Here is a 19,994-nt window from a genome sequence, read left to right on the forward strand (position 1 = left end):
AGCCGACGGTCTGCTTCGGCGTGACGGTATCGGACCGGCCCGCCGAGCTCGCCGGCGCCGAAGAGATGGTCGGCCTCTTCATCAACACCTTGCCGGTGGTCGATACCAAGGATCCGGAGCAGCGCGTCGGCGCGTGGCTGCGGGACTTGCAGGATCGCAATCTCGGCCTGCGGGATCACGGCTGGATGCCGCTGGCCGACATCCAGCGGATCGCGGGCAGGAGCGGGCGTCCACTGTTCGACAGCATCCTCGTGTTCGAGAACTATCCGGTGGACGCGGCCTTGAAGACCCGAGATGGCCGTCTGAGCGTCAGCCGGACGAGGATCCTCGAAACCAGCAACTACCCGCTGTTCGTGAGCGTCGGTCTCGAAAGCGAGCTACGGTTGGTGTTCAATTTCCAGCAGCAACATTTCGACGACGTTCAGATCCGTCGGCTGCAGATGGCGTTCGTGCAACTGCTTGCGGCCATCACTCGCGATGCGGAGCAGGCGGTCGGCCGCATTGAGGCTGATGATCCCGCGGATCTCGCGCTGCTGGCACAGGTGAACGCGACAGCGGCCGCCGTGATATCGCCCGGTGTCGTCGCTCAGTTCGAGGCGCAGGCGGAGCGCGCACCTGATGCGATCGCGCTCGTGCACAATGAGGACACGCTCAGCTACGTCGCGCTGAATGCGCGTGCGAACCGGCTGGGCCATCGGCTCAGGGAGCACGGCGTCGGTCCCGACGTGGTGGTGGGACTGGCGCTGGAGCGCGGTGCTACGATGATGGTGGCGCTGCTCGCGGTGCTCAAGGCGGGCGGGGCCTATCTGCCGCTCGATCCCGACTATCCGGCCGAGCGTCTCGCGCACATGCTGGCCGACAGCGGCGCGAAGCTGCTGCTGACGCAGGCGACGCTCCGCGATCGGCTTGCGCCGGTGCTGGCGGACGGCCATGCCGAGGCCTGGCTGCTGGACGAGGCGGCTGGAGAAGAAGCTGTCGACGTCGGGAATCTCGACGTCGCCATCCATCCTGAGAACCTCGCTTACGTCATCTACACCTCCGGCTCGACCGGACTGCCCAAGGGCGTGATGGTGCGCCATGGCGCGGTGACGAATTTCCTGACGACCATGGCTGAGCAGCCGGGCATTGCGCGCGATGACCGCGTGCTCGGTTTGACCTCGCTGTCGTTCGACATCGCGGTGCTCGAACTCTGGTTGCCGCTGACTCATGGCGCGCAGATCGTGCTGGCGGACCGCGCCTCGGCCCATGATCCCGCGGCGTTGAAAGCGATCGTGGCCCGTCACGGCGCGACAATGATCCAGGCCACGCCGTCGAGCTGGCGCATGCTGCTCGACCATGACGACGGCGCGCATGGATGGCTGCCTCAAGGCTGCCGCCTGCTGAGCGGCGGCGAGGCGCTGGCGCCCGATCTGGCGCTCCGGCTGCTCGCGCTCGGCGGCGAGGTATGGAACCTGTTCGGGCCGACTGAAACCACGGTGTGGTCGGCACGTCATCGGCTCGATGCGCGCGATCCCGCACCCGTCCTCGGCGGCCCGATCGGCAGCACCACGCTCCACGTGCTCGACGGCGATCTCAACCGCGCCCCTGTCGGCGTGACGGGCGAGCTCTTCATCGGCGGCGAAGGCCTGGCCCGCGGCTATTGGCGCCGGGCGGCGCTCAGCGCCGAGCGCTTCGTTCCCGATCCATTCGGCGATCCCGGTGCGCGGCTGTACCGGACCGGCGATCTGGCGCGGTGGCGGGCCGATGGATTGCTCGACTATGTCGGCCGTGCGGACCATCAGGTGAAGATCCGCGGCCACCGCATCGAGCTCGGCGAGATCGAGGCGCGGCTGCGCACGCAGCCCGGCGTCCGCGACAGCGTCGTGGTGGCGCAAGAGCTCGGCGGCGGGCGGCAGCTCGTCGGCTATGTCAGCGGCGACGATGGGCTCGACGGAGCCGAGCTGCGCGCGACACTCGCGTCGGCGCTGCCGGACTACATGGTGCCGTCGCGCGTCATGGTGCTGCCGCTTCTGCCGCTGACGCCGAACGGCAAGATCGATCGCAAGGCCTTGCCATTGCCCGATAGCCGGCCCGGGCAGGGACAGCGCATCGCGCCACGCAATCCGACCGAGGCCGCACTCGCGGCGATCTGGGCCGAGCTGCTGCACCAGCCGGACGTCGGCGTCACCGACAATTTCTTCGAGCTCGGCGGCGACTCGATCATCTCGTTGCAGATGGTCAGTCGCGCACGCCGCGCCGGTCTCGAACTGGAGCCGAGAGACGTATTCCTTCTGCAGACGATCGAGCTGCTCGCGCCGGCCTGCCGAGCGGCGCGGAAAGATCAGCCCGCGATTGCGCTCGCGCGCGGCGCATTGTCCGGGCTGACCAGCGAGGAGCTCGCCCGGCTCGGCGTCGACTGGGACCATATCGAGGACGTCTACCCGCTCTCGCCGATGCAGCAGGGAATGCTGTTCCACAGCCTGCGCGATGCCGGCAGCGGCGTGTATGTCAACCAGATCAGCGTCGAGATTCGCGGTCTGGATGTCGAGCGGCTGCGCGGTGCGTGGCAGGAGGTCTCTGCCCGTCATCCGATGCTGCGCACCGGATTTCTCTGGCGCGAGCTGTCCGGCGCTCCGCTGCAGGCCGTCCATCGTGTAGCGAGCGTGCCGTTCGCGATGGAAGACTGGCGCGGGCAGGCCGTCGATGAAGCGCTTCTGTCGTCGGCGCTGGCCGCGGAGCGTGACGTCGAGTTCGATCTCGCGGTGCCGCCGCTGCAGCGTGTCCGCCTGGTGCGCCTCGACCAGGATCGTCATCGCCTGATCTGGACCTACCATCACATCCTGATGGACGGCTGGAGCTCGGCCCGCTTCATCGGCGAAATCCTGCAGCGCTATTCCGGGCGTGCGCTCGTCTCTCACTCGGCGCTCTATCGCGACTATGTTGCCTGGCTGCTCGCCCAAGACGCGCAGGCCGCCGAGCGCTTCTGGCGCGGACAGCTCACGGCCTTCCACCAGCCGACGCAACTGGCCGATGCCTTCGGAGCACGGCGCCACGATGCGCACGGGCACCAGCGCTGCTACACGCGGCTCGACGAAGACGCGACCGCGGCCTTGAAGGCGTTTGCTCGGCGCGAGCGCATCACCCTGAACACGCTCATCCAGGGCGTCTGGGCGCTGCTGCTGCAACGCTACACCGGCCAGCAGACCGTCACCTTCGGTGTCACCGTCGCCGGCCGTCCGGCTGGTCTCGACGGGGCCGAGCAGATGATCGGCCTGTTCATCAATACGCTGCCGGTGATCGAGACGCCGTCGCCGGCCACCACGATCGGCGACTGGCTGCGTGCCATGCAGGACCGTAACGCGGCGATGCGCAATTTCGAGCAGACGCCGCTCTACGACATCCAGAGCTGGGCCGGCCGCGCTGGCGAGAGCATGTTCGACAGTATCATCGTGTTCGAGAACTATCCCGTCGACCGGGGCCTGCTGCAGGGCGACGGCTCGCTTCAATTCGGCGAGCTGCGCAATGTCGACGTCACCAACTATCCGATGGACCTGTCCATCATGGTCGAGGATACGCTGCAGGTCGAGTTCACCTATATGCCGAGCCACTTCACGCCGGATCAGGCGGAGCAGGTGAGGGCGCAATTCGAACATCTGCTCGCGGCTATCATGCGAAGTCCGGAAGCCGCGCTCGGCGCAATCGATGCGGCTACCGCTCTGGATGTGCAGCGCGCTGACGCCTGCAATGGCCGGGCGGCGTCTTCCGCGACGCGTCCGCTCGTGCACGAGATGATCAGCGGTCATGCCCAGCGTGACCCGGAACGTGTCGCCCTCACGATCGGCGGCAGGAACGTGTCCTACGGCGAGCTCGATCGTCGCGCCAATCGGCTCGCGCTCCGCCTCGTCGGCGCCGGGCTCCAGCCAGACCAGCGCGTCGGCGTCGTCGTCGAGCGCAACGAAGTGACGATGGCCGCGCTGCTCGCCGTGCTGAAGGCCGGCGGAGCCTATGTGCCGCTCGATCCCGAGCTGCCGCCGGACCGCATCGCCCATCTGATGCGCGATTCCGGGATGAGCATGCTGCTGTCCGGCGTGCATGAGATCGCCGCCACCGAAGGCGTCCAGGCCGTCGATCTGGCCTCGTTCGATTTCGACAGCGGTCCGCACCATGCGCCGGATCCGGGCCTGCATCCGGAGAATCTGGCTTATGTGATCTACACGTCCGGCTCGACCGGGCGGCCGAAAGGCGTCGCGGTCGCGCATGGACCGCTGGCGATGCATTGCCGGGCGACCGCTGCGCTCTACGAGCTCGACGAGCACGCAACCGAGCTGCATTTCCTGTCGCTGGCCTTCGACGGCGCGCATGAACGGTGGCTTACGGTGCTGTCGCAGGGCGCACGGCTGGTCATGCGCGATGCGGAGCTGTGGACGCCGGAGCAGACAGTTGCAGAGCTTCATGCGCAGCGCGTCACCCATATCGGCCTGCCGCCGGCCTATCTGCAGCAGGTCGCCGAATGGGTGGAGCAGACCGGCAATCCGCCGCCGGTGCGGTTGTATTCGTTCGGTGGCGAGGCCATGCCGAAGGCCGGCTTCGACAAGGTGAGGCGGGCGCTGAAGCCGCGGATCCTGATCAACGGCTATGGTCCGACCGAGACCGTCGTGACACCGCTGGTGTGGAAGGTCGATGGCAACACGGCATGCGACAAGGCCTATGCGCCGATCGGCATTCCCGTCGGCCGCCGCACCGCCTACATCCTCGATGGCGCGCTGAATCTCGTTCCGGCAGGCGCAGCCGGCGAGCTCTATGTCGGCGGCTTCGGGCTCGCGCGCGGCTACCTCGCCAAGCCAGGCATGACGGCGGAACGCTTCGTGCCGGATCCATTTTCGACGGAGGAGGGCGCACGTCTCTATCGCACCGGCGACCTGGCCCGATGGGATGCGAGCGGCACGATCGAGTATCTCGGGCGCAGCGACGACCAGGTCAAGGTCAGCGGCTTCCGGATCGAGCTTGGCGAAATCCAATCGGCTCTGCTGAGCGACCCCGCAGTCGCACAGGCTGCCGTGCTCGCGGTGGCGGGTGCGGGAGGAAGTCAGCTCGTGGCCTATGTGGCGCCACGGGCGCCGGGTGACGCCGCCGCTGCAGCGGCCGAGCGCCTGTCGGCGGCGCTGACCGCCGCGCTGCGCCGGACATTGCCGGCCTACATGGTTCCGGCCCGTATCATCGTGCTCGAGCGCCTGCCCACGCTGTCGAGCGGCAAGGTCGATCGCAAGGCGTTGCCCGCGCCCGATATTGCAGCCGGACGCGCGTTCGTCGCGCCGGGAAATCCGGCCGAGGCCGCGATGGCAAAGCTGTGGGCGGAGGTTCTCGGCGTCGCGCAAGTCGGCGTCACCGACAACTTCTTCGAGCTCGGCGGCAACTCGATTCTCAGCCTCAAGGTGATCGCGCGGCTTCGCCGCGACCCGGTCCTCGATGGCGAGATCAAGCTGCGGGATCTCTTGCAGAAGCCGACCATTCGCGCCTTGCTCGGCCCGCCCGCAGCATCATCCACGCGGCCGTCGGCGCTGCTGCCCCTGAGTTCGCCGGTCGACGGCGCGGCGCCGGTGTTCTGCCTTCACGGCGGCTTCGGCACGGTGTTCGACTATGCGCCGCTGGCGCGGCGCATAGAGGGAGAACGGCAACTGATCGGTCTGCAGTGCCGGACGCTGATCGAGCCATCCTTCGTCGATCGCTCGCTGGCGGCGATGGCCGTGGACTATACCGACGAGATCGTACGGACGCAGAGCAAAGGGCCGTATTGTCTGATCGGATGGTCACTCGGCGGGCTGCTCGCGGGTCTGGTTGCCGCCGAACTGCAAAGGCGCGGCGCGCGGGTCGAGCGCCTGGCGCTGATCGACAGCTTCGTTCCGCATGGTGGCCAGCAGCCGTCGCGACATTGGACTGACGACTTGCTCGCGCTGCTCTCGGTCACGGCGCCGGGCGTGCAGTTGTCAGCGATCGCGTCGCAGGTGACGGCGATCCGCTCCGCCGATGCGCCGGCGACGGACGAGGTGATCCGGGGCCTCGTCGCCGATGCGATCGGCATGGCACCGCTGCAGCCGCGCGACGGCCTTCTCGGCATCGACGACATCGTCGCGGCCTTCAGAGTCGGACGCCATCTCGCGCAACTGGCGCAAACGGCCGAATGGCCGGCTGATCTCGCTGTTGCGCCCGGCTGCTGGTGGACCTCGGGCCGGCTTCGACAGCGCGATCGGCTCGTGGCGCGGCTGCCGCAGGCGGCAGACCTCGGCGTGGTCGGCGACGATCACTTCGGGATCCTGAGCAACGAATCCTTCCTGACGGCGCTGGGCGCGTGGCTGGAGCCGGACAAGGCGGCGCAGACATCGCCGGCGCTGCAGTCCGAACCGGCTGAATGAGGTGGTCATGAGCCTTCACCCTGATATCGCCGCGTTGCTCGAGATGATCCAGCTCGGAACCGAAACCGGCGCGCGCATCCCGTTTCCGCAACTCACGCCGGCGCAGGCGCGCGCCGATTTCGACGCCTCCTCGCCGCTGCTGGATGTCGATCCACCGCCGCTGGCGTTCGAGAGGCAGCTTGCGCTGCCGATGCGCGACGGGACGGAGATTGCAGGGCGGCTCTATGCAGCGCGGCCGTTGGATGTCGCCGATCCGATGCCCGTGCTGCTCTACATGCATGGCGGCGGCTTCGTCGTCGGCAGCCTCGACTCGCACCAGCCGCTGTGCCGCGGCCTCGCGGTTGACAGCGGCGCGGCGGTGCTGTCGATCGACTATCGGCTGGCGCCGGAGCATCGGTTTCCGACGGCGTTCGAGGATTGCGTCGATGCGCTCACCTGGATCGGGGGCGAGGGGCCGGCGCTTGGCTTCGACCCGCGGCGAGTCGCGATCGGCGGCGACAGCGCGGGCGGAACGCTGGCCGCGGCGCTGGCAATCGCCGCGCGCGACGACCGGGCCTTGCCGCAGCCGATCCTTCAGGTCCTCGCTTATCCCGGGCTCAGCCCGCAGCAGATCTCGGACTCCTACGAGAACTACGGCTCGGGCTATCTGCTCGAGCGCGAGACCGTCGACTGGTTCTTCGACCACTATCTGCCCGAAGGCACTGATCGCCACGACTGGCGATTTGCGCCGCTGGCGGCCTCCGACCTCACGCGCGTCGCGCCCGCGCTGATCGTGCTGCCCGAGTTCGATCCGCTGGTCGACGAGGGGCAGGCCTATGCCGCACGCTTGCGCGAGGCCGGCGTCGCTGTGGACTTGAAGGTCTATCCCGGCATGGTCCACGAGTTCCTGCGCATGGGCAACGTCGTGCCCGACGCCCTCCAGGCCCGCGCCGACATCGGCGACAAGCTCGCCGCTGTCTTCGCCACACGAATGGGAGCCGGCGACCGATGATGACGCCATCCAATCCGGCAATTGCCAACGTCGGAAGCCTGCTGCGGCCGTATTGGCTGCTGCTGGCGGCAGCCATCCTGCTCGGCCTGCTCGGCGGCGCCAGCGTTGCGGGTCTGCTCGCCGTGGTGAACCGCGGCCTTTACGCAGGCGCAGGCGACGTCGGCGGCCTGATTGCCTCGTTCGCGGGTCTCTGCATCCTGATCGTGATCGGGTCGGTTGGCTCTGACATCAGCGCCAATATCGTCGGGCAGCGGATCGTGGCCTCGTTGCGCAAGTCGCTGGCCGCTAAGATCCTGATGGCGCCGATCGACCAGCTCGAAGCCTATCGGTCGCACCGCCTCATCCCGGTCCTGACCAAGGACGTCGATGCCATCAGCGATTTCGCCTTCTTCTTTCCCGCCTTCCTGGTGTCCGGCGTCATCGTCGCCGGCTGCCTGATCTACCTCGCGGTGCTGTCGTGGCCGTTGTTCCTGGTCACGGCAATCTTGATCGCGCTCGGGTCGTTCGTCCATTACCTCGCCCGCAAGCGCGGAATGACGGGCTTCAATCTCGCGCGCCAATACGAAGACGATCTGCAGAAGCACTACCGCGCGATCTCCGACGGTGCCAAGGAGCTCCGTCTTCATCGCCAGCGCCGGCGCCATGTCCATGTCGATCTGATCGGACGGACGGTCGACCGGATCGGCGACGTGCAGATCAAGGCGATCAATCTGCTGGTGACGGCGCGTGCGCTCGGGACGGTTCTGCTGTTTCTGGTGATCGGGACCGCGCTGGTGCTGCGTCCACTGCTGTGGCCCGACAGCCCGGCCTCGGTGTCCAGCGGCTTCGTGCTGGTGCTGCTGTTCATGCGCGGACCGATCGACCAGTTGATCGGCATGCTGCCGTCGCTCGGCCGCGCCCAGGTTGCGATGCGCCGGATCGCCGAGTTGTCGGAGCGTTTCACCGCCGCAGAGGCTGAACTGCTCGATGATCCCCGGGATCGGACCGCTGAGCAGATCGAATCCATCGAGCTGCGCGGCGTCTCCTACGCATTCCCTGCGTCGTCATCCGAACGCCCTTTTGTCATCGGACCGATCGACCTTCGCATTCGCCGCGGCGAGATCGTCTTCATCGTCGGTGAGAACGGCAGCGGCAAGACGACGCTGATCAAGCTGCTGCTCGGGCTCTATGTGCCGGACCGCGGCGTGCTGCTGCGCGACGGCAATCCCGTCGTCAGCGAGACCCGCGATGACTACCGGCAGCTCTTCACCACGATATTCTCGGACTATTTCCTGTTCGACACCCTGGCGCAGCAGAGCAACCAGCCGCCTGACCTCGCACATCGCTATCTCGACCGACTCGAGCTCGCTCACAAGGTCTCGATCGATGGCGGCGCGTTCTCCACCACCGACCTGTCGACGGGCCAGCGCAAGCGGCTCGCCCTGATCGATGCCTGGATCGAGGGACGGCCGGTGCTGGTGTTCGACGAATGGGCGGCCGATCAGGATCCAGTGTTCCGCCAAATCTTCTACACCGAGCTGCTCGCCGACCTCAAACGTCTCGGCAAGACGATCATTGTGATCTCGCACGACGATCGCTACTTCCACTGCGCCGATCGGATCGTGCGTCTGCGCGACGGTCGGATTGACGCCAGCGACGCCGCGGAACGCCGCGAGCCGGCACAAAGGCAGCGCACGCTTACGACTGTTCTGCATGAACCCGCTGCATCGCTTGGAGCATCGAAGCCGTGAGCCGCATCTTTGTAGTTAATCTAAAAACAGCGCTACGGACTTTGTTGTCTTCGTCGTGCCGGCCGATCTACATCCTGAGCGGGAGTGGACAGAGATGACGCCCGTGCAGATCAATGAGAGGGAGGGAGTTCGCATGAGCGCGACCGCGAGCGTTACGGGCAGTATCCGGACATTCCCTGTCGCAACCGACGCGACAATGTCGGTCGTTCGCGACGATGACGGGCTTCGGGTGATCGCGGACGGCGCGCCACTGCTGGCGCTTCGGCCGGATGGCGAACTGACGCGTCTGATCGTGCACGACGGGGTCGATGATTGGCGCCGGCTGTCGCGCGGAGCCGCGGCAATGGCCGAAGCGGTCTTTGCCTGGACGCCGTCGCTGCAGAGGCTCGACCTTGCACTCGACGACAACCCGGCAGCAGCATCGGCCCTTGCGAACGATGGCCTCGCGGTGGTGACCGACGGCAGGCTGGCGCTGTATTCGGACATGGTGATGCAGTTTCGCGAGAACTGGCTGACGGACGCCGCGCGCCCGGCGTTTCCACAGTCCTACGCGATGACCGACGGCAGGCGCCATCCGCGGCGGCCGCCCAAGCCGGTCGGCACCGTCTACGCCCGTTTCATTCCCTGGCTGTCCGACGTCGTCAGCTTTCGCGTCATCGACATCGCTCACGATCTCCCGTTGGTCCACCGCTGGCTCAACGATCCGCGGGTGGACTCGTTCTGGAACGAAGCGGGGGACATCGACAAGCACCGGCAATATCTGTCACGGATCATGTCGGACCCGCACATGGTGCCGCTGATCGGCTGCTTCGGAGATCAGCCGTTCGGCTATTTCGAGCTCTACTGGGCGAAGGAAAATCGTATCGCACCGTTCTACGACGCGGCGGACTATGATCGCGGCTGGCACGTGATCGTCGGCGAGGACGGCTTCCGGGGCCGCCGCTTCATCACGGCCTGGCTTCCCTCACTCATGCACTACATGTTCCTCGACGACTGTCGCACCGAACGTGTCGTCGGCGAGCCGGCGGCGGCACATTCCCAGCAGCTTCGCAACCTGGATCTGGCGGGGTTTGCCCGGCTCAAGAATTTCGACTTCCCACACAAGCGGGCAACCCTGGTCATGTTGCTGCGCGAGCGCTTCTTCGGCGACCGGCTGTGGCAGCCGGCGGCCAAGGAAGCACCCACAGAAGCCTAGCGCGGACGGAGCATCACCATGTCGTATCATCCTGCCCCTGACTATGATATCGTCGGCGTCGGCTTCGGGCCATCGAACCTCGCACTGGCGATCGCGCTCGACGATTGCTTCAGACAGCAGCGTCTGAAATGCCGGTCCTTGTTCCTGGAAAAGCAGCAGGACTTCAAATGGCATGGCGGAATGCTGCTGCCCGCCAGCAACATGCAGATCTCCTTCCTCAAGGACCTGGTATCGCTGCGCGATCCGACCAGTCCGTTCACCTTCGTCAACTACCTGCATAAATCCGGCCGGCTGCTCGACTTCACCAACTGCAAGACGTTCTATCCGAGCCGGATCGAGTTCAACGACTATCTCCGATGGGTCGCAGGCCAGTTCAGCACCACGGTTGCCTACGGAGAAACGGTCGAGTCTGTCGAGCCCGTGCATAGCGGTCAATCCGTCACCGCGCTTCGTGTGCTCACGCGCATGGCTGACGGAAAGGAGCGATCACGCGTGACGCGTCACCTCGTGGCGGCCGTCGGCGGTGTGCCGCACATCCCTTCCATATTTCAACCGATCGCGAGGGATCCGCGGGTCGTGCACACCAGCGGCTATCTGAGTTCCTCGCTTGCGGCAGGATCGGATGGCCGGCCGCCGCGGGTGGCAGTCATCGGCGGTGGGCAAAGTGCGGCTGAGGTCACGCTCGATCTGAGCGAGCGGCTTCCGGACGCCCAGATTGATCTGGTCTTCCGTGGGCACGCGCTCAAGCCGGCGGACAGCAGCCCGTTCGTGAACGAGATCTTCAATCCGGACTACACCGATTATTTTCATTCGCGGTCCGATCGGCAGCGCGAGACGATCGTCCGCAGCTTCCGCAATACCAATTATGCGGTGGTCGACCCCGATCTGCTCGATCAGCTCTACCGGATGACGTACCAGCAGCGGGTTGCCGGCGCTCGGAAACTGGCTCTCCATCCGCGCAGCGAGATCGTCGCAGCCTATGACTCCCCTGAGGGGATGGTGCTCGAGATCGTCAACAAGGACGAAGAGGTTCGCCGCCGGGCCGCGTACGATGCTGTCGTGCTCGCCACCGGCTACGAGCGATCTCCGATCCCGGCGTGTCTTGGTCCGATCAGCCGCTACATCGAATCGGCGTCGCTCGACCGCGACTATCGTCTGCAGACGAGCCCGGCGTTTCGTCCGCAGGTCTACGTGCAGGGCTGCGCCGAAACCTCGCACGGCCTCAGCGACACACTCTTGTCGGTGCTGCCGATGCGGGCACAGGAGATCACACAGTCGCTGGTGTCGGCAACAGCGAGAGAACAGGACGCGGCGCCGTCTCACGACCAGGCTGAGCGCGTGTATTCGTGATGGACGGCCGAATGCAAGCCGCGAGGAGCGCGCCGCGCGCGGCGTCATGAAATGAGACGAAACGATCGGGCCTTCCCTGGCGTGTCGCGGTCGAATTGTCATCGGGGGGCGCCGTGCCTGCAATTGCTGGATTGCCGACATCTCGGGTCGGCCGGCGGGCGCGGTGGAGTGCAGGAATGGAAATGGGTGAGCCGCATCTGCCTGAGCGGGCCGTAACCTTGCTGGTGTCGAGTGAATACGCGCGGCTCGTCGGGCGGACCATGTCGGAACGGCTCGACTACATCGTCGACATCGCCTCGCTGCATACGCGCGACGAGTTGGTGCGGCGGCTGGACCTCGGCCGCGTGGTCGTGCGGCAGGTCGAGAAATGGCTCGCGTTCCATGGGCGCCGTTTGCGGCGTCCGAATGAAAGCATCGATATCGTCATGTGCGGATTGGAGTTTCGGAAGCGGCGTGTCCGGCGCTCCCGGGTGGCGGTACGAACGCGACGATTGAACGGCAGGACGCTCCCCAGGGAGCCAGGCCGAGGCGGCTGAACGGCTCGGGCTCTGCCTGAGCGGCGAGCCCACCGGAGGCTCCCATCGAGGCACTAACGGGACCGCGATGCACACGGAATGCACCGCGGGCCCTATCGCGTCGCATCATGGAAAATGAGACTCGTCGTCAAGGTCGAGGCCGGGCGGGTTGCGCGGGGGCTCGGCTCATCCGCTAGCCTCCGCGGTCGATGGGGGCTCACCGTCGCTCGTCAGAGATGGCGCGAGGCGACGGGAAGGTCCACTGCCAACATGGCCAAGAAAACAGTGGCCGGCACACGCTCGTGTGCCCCAGCAATGGGCGACAAGGGAGGAGTTCGATGCACATGCGAAGTGTAGGTATCGCCGTGTTCACGGCGCTTTTGCTGTCCAGCACAGCGTTCGCGCAGGAGAAGATCAAGGTCGGCGTCACCGCGACGCTGGAGGGCACCTATACCGTGCTCGGCGAGGACGGAATGCGCGGACATGTCACCGCGCTGAACGTGTTGGGTAAGAAGGTCGGCGACAAGGAGCTGGAATTCGTCGTCGCGTCGACCGACGCCACGCCGGACTCGGCCGTCCGTGCCGTGCGCAAGCTGATCGAGCAGGACAAGGTGCAGATCCTGCTGTCGCCGCTGTCGGGCGACGAGGGCATCGCCGTCAAGAACTTCGCCAAGACGCACCCCGAGCTGACCTTCGTCAACGCCGCGTCCGGTGCGCAGGAGACCACCTATGTCGATCCTGCGCCGAACTTCTTCCGCTTCAACATGGATGGCGCCCAATGGCAGGTCGGCCTCGGCAAATACGCCTATGAGACCAAGGGCTACCGCAAGATCGCGACCGTCGGCGAGGACTATTCCTTCATCTACACCCAGGTGTTCGGCCTGGCGCTGGAGTTCTGCGGCCTGGGCGGCAAGATCACCAGCCGGCAATGGGTCCCGCTCGGCACCAAGGATTTCGCGTCGGTGATCGCGGCGCTGCCCGATGATGTCGATGCGATCTATCTCGGCCTCGGCGGCGCCGATGCCGTCAACTTCCTCAACCAGTATCAACAGGCCGGCGGCAAGGCGCACCTGATGGGCGGCTCGATCATGATCGACCAGACCATCCTGTCGTCCAAGGGAAATGCCAAAAACGCCCTGATCGGTACGATTGCTGCATCGGGTCAGGCCGATACCTGGGAGGATCCGCGCTGGCAGAAGTTCGTGAAGGCCTATCAGGACTCGTTCCCGCCGGAGAAGCGCTTCCCGAGTCCGTCGCTGCTGGCGACCAACTATTATGGCTCGACCATGGCGTTGATCCTGGCGCTGCGCGAGGTCAATGGCGATCTGTCGAACAACCAGGCCAAGCTCAAGGCGGCGCTGGCGAAGATCGAGATCGATGCCCCCAACGGCAAGATCAAGCTCGACGCCAACCGCCAGGCCATCGGCACCAACTTCGTCACCGAGGTGGTCGACGACGGCAAGGGCGCGCTGTTCAGCAAGGTCGTGAAGGTGATCCCCGACGTCAACCAGACGCTGGGATACGACGCCGCGACCTTCGCCAAGATCGGCCTGCCGAGCCGCACCGTGCCTGAATGTAAGAAGTACTGACCTTTCGACAGGGAGCGGCGCGGCTCGAGCAGGCTCGGGCCGCGTCGTCGCGTCCCTTGCTTTCTGACATGCAATGATCGACGCTGACGAATAATAAAAGCCATTTCGGTGAGGAAGTGATGAGTAGGGCGCTCGCCGTCTTTCATGCTCGCTTCGGCCGTGCGACGGTTTATCAGCTCAATCGGCCATTCAATGTGCATGCCCATCGCGAGGGACATCTGATCTTTCACGTTGGTGGGACGCCGGCCGACATCGACGTCTGCGACCAGCACTATCAGATCGGCGAGGACTGGATCGTCGCGGTCAATCCGTGGGAACCGCACAATTTCCTGCCGAACGACATCGACAACGGCGCCATCTTTTTTGTGCTCTACGTCAATGCGGAGTGGTTCACGCCCTCGGCTGCGCGCGAACAGGGCCTGCGGTTTGGCCGTACCTGCTTCCGGCGGACTGCCGCGCTCGATCGCTGTATTCGCCGCACCGCAGCGTTGGTATGTGGCGCGCCATCGCTCGGCTGTCTCGACGGCGAGCTGAGGCAGCTCATCGACAGTTGCTACGAGGAAAGCTGGCGCATCTCGGAGCAGATGCCCGAACGGCCATGCGCGGAAGTGACGGACTTTCGTGTTCGCAAGTGCATCAAGCTGATGTCGGACAGTCCGTGCGCCGAGATCGAGCTCGATCACATCGCCCGCGAATCGGGACTGTCACGGCCTCATTTCTATCGGCTATTCCGCAGCCAGACCGGTGTGACGCCCAATCTCTATCTGAATACGCTGCTGATGGAGCGAGCGCTCGATGCCGTCGTGGCAACGGAAGCGCCGATCGCCGATATCGGCTTCGATCTCGGATTCACCTCGCAGAGCGGCTTCACGCGCTTCTTCGCCGGCAATGTCGGCATGGCGCCGACCGACTATCGCCGCGCTGCAAAAGTGCTGCGCGCCTGACCTGCTGCTGCGCGTCGCGCGAAAAGAGACTGTCGATCAAGTGCGCACTCTCGTCTGCCGCTACACTCTGGGCAACGTGATCCGCAGAAGGATCCGACGAGGGAGGACGAGCGATGGCCGGCAGACCCGGCGATCTTCGGCTGAATGCGCCTTTCCGCTGTGACGACGGATCCGTCCCTCGTATCCTGAGGGAGGGGTGATGAGCCGCTTCATCGAGCGTCACCCGATCTGGTCCCTCATCATTCTCCTCGCCTTGGCGCTGCTGGCGTGGCTGATCTTCGCCGTGTGGCCGCCGGGGCTCGAGGAGGCGATCGGCCGCAAGAAGGTGTTCCTGAGTGCGGTTTTCAACGGCATCACGCTGGGCGGACTGTATTTCCTTGTCGCGAGCGGATTCACGTTGATCTTCGGCCTGATGCGCAACGTCAATCTTGCGCACGGCTCGCTCTATCTGCTTGGCGGCTATGTGGGCTACGGCGTGTCCGCCGCGACGGGGTCGTGGATCCTCGCCTTCGTCGCCGCCTTCATCGTCGTCGCGGCCATCGGTGTTCTCCTGCAACTGCTCGTCTTCCGCCGCATGGAGGGGCAGGACCTGCGCCAGACCATGGTGACGATCGGCCTCTCGATTGTGTTCGCCGATCTGATGCTGTGGGCGTTCGGCGGCGACTTCTATCAGATCCAGACGCCGGCCTGGCTGATCGGGCCGGTGCAGCTGCCGCTGATGACGGCGATGAAATCGTCGGGCGAGGCGGTGTTCCTGCAATATCCGCTGGTGCGGCTGGTGATCTTCTGCGGCTCGGTCGTGATCGGCATTGCGATGTGGCTCGCGCTCAACCGCACCCGCGTCGGCATGATCGTGCGGGCCGGCGTGGATGATCGCGAGATACTGGCGGCAACCGGCGTGCAGATCCAGCTCGTCTTCGTGCTGGTGTTCGCGCTGGGCGCGGGGCTGGCCGGCATTGCCGGCGTGGTCGGCGGAACCTTCCAGTCTATCTCACCCGGCGAGGACACGCGCTTTCTGCTGGCCTCGCTGGTCGTCGTCATCGTCGGCGGTATGGGATCGATCCCGGGAGCCGCGCTCGGCGCGCTGATCATTGGGCTCGCCGAGCAGCTCGGCTCGGTCTACATCCCAACCTATGCGATCGTCGTGACCTTCCTGATCATGGTGCTGGTGCTCGCGCTGCGGCCCCAGGGCCTGCTGGCGAGGCGATGAGATGTCGCTGATCCAGGAGGCACGCGCGCGGGAGAGCATGCTGGCAGGCGGCGCCGCACGGCAGCCGGTCGCATGGTCGGCCACCGAGCAGCCCTGGGCCTGGGCGGTCGCCGCGCTGCTGCTGATCATGCCGCTGATCGCCAACGGCTTCTTCCTGATCGAGATCTTCGGCACGACCCTGATCCTCGGCACCATCGCGCTGAGCCTGATGTTCCTCGCCGGCTATGGCGGCATGGTCAGTCTGATGCAGCTGACGATCGCGGGCTTTGCCGGCTACATGGTTGCCGTGTTCGGCGTCAGCGGCAACGCCAATATCAGCCTCGGCTGGCCGTGGTGGTTGGCGACGCCGGTGGCGCTGGTGCTCGCGGTGCTGTTCGGCACGCTGGGTGGTGCGCTGGCGGTGCGCACCGAGGGCATCTACACCATCATGATCACGCTCGCGATCGGCGCGGCGTTCTATTATTTCACCAACCAGAACTGGGCGATCTTCAACGGCCACACCGGCATCAACACGATCGCCACGCCGCATGTTCTCGGCGTCGATTGGCGCACGGATATCGCGTTCTATTACCTGACGCTTGCGGTGGCCGCGCTGTGCTATTTCGCTGTGCTCTATCTGTCGCGCGCGCCGTTCGGCCTGGCGCTGCAGGGCGTGCGCGACAATCCCAGGCGCATGGCCGCGCTCGGCTTCAACGTCAATGCGCATCGCATCGCCGCCTATGCGTTCGCGGCCCTGATCGCCGGCATGGGTGGCGTGCTGCAGGTCTGGAACTATCGGCAGATCTCGCCCGGATCGGTCGCGGTCGAGCGCTGCATCGACATTCTCATCGTCGCCGTCGTCGGCGGAATCACCCGGCCGGTCGGGCCGTATATCGGCGCGTTCATCTTCGTCATCCTGCGCACCTTCGCGCTCGACTTCCTGGTCAAGGTCGGGCTCGACGGCAACCGGTTCCGGCTGCTGATCGGGCTCGGCTTCCTCGCCATCGTGTTCTGGTCCTCCGACGGCGTCATCGGTCTCTATGAGCGGTGGCGCAAACGCGGCCAGCGCACGGAGGAGCGGCCCCGTCCGGGAGGTCACGGCCATGGATAGGGTCGCGGACCGGCTCTCAGCGCTCGGCTCGACCGCAGCCCTCGAATTGCGCGGCGTGACGCGGATGTTCGGTGCGCTCGCCGCGCTGACCGACATCACGATCACGGTGCGGCCTGGCGAGCGGCGCGCGGTGCTCGGTTCGAACGGCGCCGGCAAGACCACCTTGTTCAACTGCGTGACCGGCGACTTCCTGCCGACGTCAGGCACGATCCGTTTCTTCGGCGAGGACATCACCGCCTTTCCGCCCTACGAGCGGATCCGCCGCGGGCTGCGCCGCACCTACCAGATCTCGGCACTGTTCCTCGGTCTGTCGGTTCGCGACAATGTCTATCTGGCATGCCGTGGCGTCTCGCGCGCGCGCTTCTCGATGCTGCGTCCCAGCGCCAATGACGCCCTGATGCAGGCGGCCGAGCGCCTGATCGAGGCCGTGCATCTGACGTCGGTGCGTGATCAACTGGTTTCGGAGCTCGCCCATGGCCAGCAGCGGCAGCTCGAGATTGCGCTGGCGCTGGCCGGCGCGCCCCGATTCATCCTGTTCGACGAGCCGGCGGCGGGTCTGTCGCCGACCGAGCGGCGCGAGCTGGTCGAGATCCTGACGTCGCTGCCGCCGCACATCGGTTACATCATCATAGAGCACGACATGGACGTGGCGCTGCGCGTCGTCGAGAGCGTGACGATGATGCACAACGGCCGCATCTTCAAGGAGGGCGCACCGCAGGAGATCGAATCCGATCCGGAGGTGCAGGAGCTCTATCTCGGAGGAGGCCATGAATGATATCCGCCGCTCCGCGCCTGCGCTCGAGGTCCGCGGCCTCGACGTCTACTACGGCCATTCGCATGCGCTGCAGGGCGTCGACCTCCGGCTCGACAGCGGAGTGTTCTCGCTGGTCGGCCGCAACGGCATGGGCAAGACGACGCTGTGCAAGGCCATCATGGGCCTGCTGCGGCCGTCCGGAGGGACGGTGCGGCTGCGGGGAGAGGATATCACGGGCCTCAATCCCGCGCGCATCGCGCGGCTCGGCGTCGGCTACGTGCCGCAGGGGCGGCGTCTGTGGCGCTCGCTCAGCGTCGACGAGCATCTGCGGCTCGCGGCCGGCCAGCGCCGCGGCGCCTGGACTGTCGAGCGCGTCTACGAGACGTTTCCACGGCTCGCCGAGCGCCGCAACAATGGCGGCGGGCAGTTGTCCGGCGGCGAGCAGCAGATGCTGGCGATTTCGCGCGCGCTGCTGACCAATCCGCAGCTGCTGATCATGGATGAGCCGACGGAGGGCTTGGCGCCGGTGATCGTCGCCCAGGTCGAGGAGATGCTGATCCGGCTCGGCCAGGACGGCGACATGGCGGTGCTCGTGATCGAGCAGAACATCGGCGTTGCAACCGCAATCTCGGCCCGCGTCGCGATCATGGTCAATGGCCGCATCAACCGCATCATCGACTCGGCCCGGCTCGCCGCCGACCGCGAGCTGCAGCAGCGCCTGCTCGGCGTCGGCCAGCATGCCGGCGACGAGACGGATCTCGGCACGGGGCAGGACGGCGACGCGCCCGCCGCACGTGCGGCGGTGCCAACGACGCCGAAAGCTGCGCCCGTCAAGGTTTACGTCTCCAATCCCGTGCTGCCGACGCGCTGGTCGCAGCCGGTGCCGATCGCGCAGATCGAGGCCAAGGCGCGCACGCTCTCCACCAGCGTCAGCCGGCTTGACGAGGCCGCGCGCCAGGGCCGTGAGCGCGCCGTGCCGATCGCGTCAGGTCCGCCCGCGGTGATCGTCGCCGGCACGCTCGACACCAAGGGTGACGAACTGCGCTTCATTCGCGATCTCGTCGCGAGCCACGGGCTGCGCACCCGGCTGGTCGACGTCTCCACCAGCGGACGCCATACGAGCTGCGACGTCTCGGCCCAGGAGATCGCGCTCAATCATCCGCGCGGCGGCTCCGCCGTGTTCGGCACCGATCGCGGTGCATCCGTCACCGCGATGGCCGACGCGTTCGCGCGCTGGCTGCGCCGGCAGGACAATGTCGCAGGTATCATCTCGGCGGGCGGCTCCGGTGGAACGTCGCTGGTCGCACCTGGCATGCGCGAGCTCCCCGTCGGCGTGCCCAAGCTGATCATCTCCTCGGTCGCCTCGGGAGACGTCGGCGCCTATGTCGGGCCGGCCGACATCGCGATGATGTACTCGGTCACCGACGTCCAAGGACTCAATTCGATTTCGCTGATGGTGCTGAGCAATGGCGCGCATGCGCTTGCCGGCATGGTGATGGCGCGCGAGCAACGGTCCGCTGTCGCTGATCGCACCCGACCGCAACGTCCCGCGATCGGCATCACCATGTTCGGCGTGACCACGCCGGCGGTGCAGAAGCTCACCGCCGAGCTGCGCGACGACTACGAGTGCCTCGTCTTCCACGCCACCGGCGTCGGCGGCCGCTCGATGGAGAAGCTGGTCGATTCCGGCATGCTCGCCGGCGTCATCGATCTCACCACGACTGAGGTCTGCGACCTGCTGATGGGCGGCGTGTTTCCGGCAACCGAGGATCGCTTCGGCGCGGTCATCCGCACCCGCGTGCCCTATGTCGGCTCGGTCGGCGCGCTCGACATGGTCAATTTCGGCGCGCCCGAGACCATTCCGGAGCGCTATCGCGGCCGCAAGTTTCACGTCCACAACCCGCAGGTCACGCTGATGCGGACGACGGCGGCGGAGAACGCGCAGATGGGGCGCTGGATCGGCGAGCGGCTCAACCGCATGGACGGGCCGGTCAGGTTCTTCCTGCCCGAGAAGGGCGTGTCGGCCCTCGATGCACAGGGACAGCCGTTCTTCGATCGCGAGGCGGACGAGGCGCTGTTTCGCAGCCTCGAACAGACGGTGCGGCAGACGTCGAGCCGGCGCCTGATCCGCGTGCCGCATCACATCAACGACAATGAGTTCGCAGCAGCGATCGTCGGTGCCGTCAGGCCGTTGCTCGGGCGGCTGCCGGCGCGGCGCAGACAGGCGAGGTGATGGT

At 66.2% G+C, this 19,994-nt stretch carries 12 protein-coding genes (1 of these 12 running past the window's edge); all 12 read left to right on the forward strand.

What is annotated here, in order from left to right; genetic code table 11:
- Positions 1-6,389 carry the 3' end of a non-ribosomal peptide synthase/polyketide synthase gene (locus ACQR2C_RS11180; RefSeq protein ID WP_434881127.1) on the forward strand. 10,012 nt of this gene lie to the left of the window's left edge, so only the last 6,389 of its 16,401 coding nucleotides appear in the window; the start codon falls outside the window, past its left edge; it ends in the stop codon at positions 6,387-6,389.
- Between the two features lie 7 nt (positions 6,390-6,396).
- Positions 6,397-7,380 (forward strand): alpha/beta hydrolase fold domain-containing protein, encoded by a 984-nt coding sequence (locus tag ACQR2C_RS11185; RefSeq protein WP_434881128.1) that lies wholly within the window; start codon positions 6,397-6,399, stop codon positions 7,378-7,380.
- A complete protein-coding gene (locus ACQR2C_RS11190; protein ID WP_434881129.1) occupies positions 7,377-9,110 on the forward strand; it encodes a cyclic peptide export ABC transporter in 1,734 nt (577 codons plus the stop codon). Before ACQR2C_RS11185 ends, ACQR2C_RS11190 begins: the two co-directional genes overlap by 4 nt.
- A 133-nt stretch (positions 9,111-9,243) precedes the next feature.
- Positions 9,244-10,305 carry a GNAT family N-acetyltransferase gene (locus ACQR2C_RS11195; RefSeq protein WP_434881130.1) on the forward strand — a complete coding sequence of 354 codons (1,062 nt, stop codon included), beginning with the start codon at positions 9,244-9,246 and terminating at the stop codon, positions 10,303-10,305.
- 18 nt (positions 10,306-10,323) lie between these two features.
- Complete coding sequence (locus ACQR2C_RS11200; RefSeq protein ID WP_434881131.1) at positions 10,324-11,655, forward strand: lysine N(6)-hydroxylase/L-ornithine N(5)-oxygenase family protein; 1,332 nt, start codon at positions 10,324-10,326, stop codon at positions 11,653-11,655.
- 182 nt (positions 11,656-11,837) lie between these two features.
- Complete coding sequence (locus ACQR2C_RS11205; protein ID WP_315803163.1) at positions 11,838-12,191, forward strand: hypothetical protein; 354 nt, start codon at positions 11,838-11,840, stop codon at positions 12,189-12,191.
- Between the two features lie 317 nt (positions 12,192-12,508).
- A complete protein-coding gene (locus ACQR2C_RS11210) occupies positions 12,509-13,759 on the forward strand; it encodes an ABC transporter substrate-binding protein (protein ID WP_315802947.1) in 1,251 nt (416 codons plus the stop codon).
- 119 nt (positions 13,760-13,878) lie between these two features.
- Complete coding sequence (locus ACQR2C_RS11215; RefSeq protein ID WP_316237908.1) at positions 13,879-14,703, forward strand: AraC family transcriptional regulator; 825 nt, start codon at positions 13,879-13,881, stop codon at positions 14,701-14,703.
- Between the two features lie 199 nt (positions 14,704-14,902).
- Entirely contained in the window at positions 14,903-15,913 is a 1,011-nt protein-coding gene (locus ACQR2C_RS11220; protein ID WP_315802949.1) for a branched-chain amino acid ABC transporter permease, read from the forward strand.
- Position 15,914: 1 nt separating this feature from the next.
- Entirely contained in the window at positions 15,915-17,003 is a 1,089-nt protein-coding gene (locus ACQR2C_RS11225; RefSeq protein ID WP_409997935.1) for a branched-chain amino acid ABC transporter permease, read from the forward strand.
- Positions 16,996-17,778 (forward strand): ABC transporter ATP-binding protein, encoded by a 783-nt coding sequence (locus ACQR2C_RS11230; RefSeq protein WP_315717437.1) that lies wholly within the window; start codon positions 16,996-16,998, stop codon positions 17,776-17,778. Before ACQR2C_RS11225 ends, ACQR2C_RS11230 begins: the two co-directional genes overlap by 8 nt.
- Positions 17,771-19,990 (forward strand): ABC transporter permease, encoded by a 2,220-nt coding sequence (locus ACQR2C_RS11235; protein ID WP_434838932.1) that lies wholly within the window; start codon positions 17,771-17,773, stop codon positions 19,988-19,990. Before ACQR2C_RS11230 ends, ACQR2C_RS11235 begins: the two co-directional genes overlap by 8 nt.
- Positions 19,991-19,994: the final 4 nt, after the last annotated feature.

The sequence above is a fragment of the Bradyrhizobium sp. HKCCYLRH3061 genome (assembly GCF_051168015.1).
Taxonomy (GTDB): domain Bacteria; phylum Pseudomonadota; class Alphaproteobacteria; order Rhizobiales; family Xanthobacteraceae; genus Bradyrhizobium.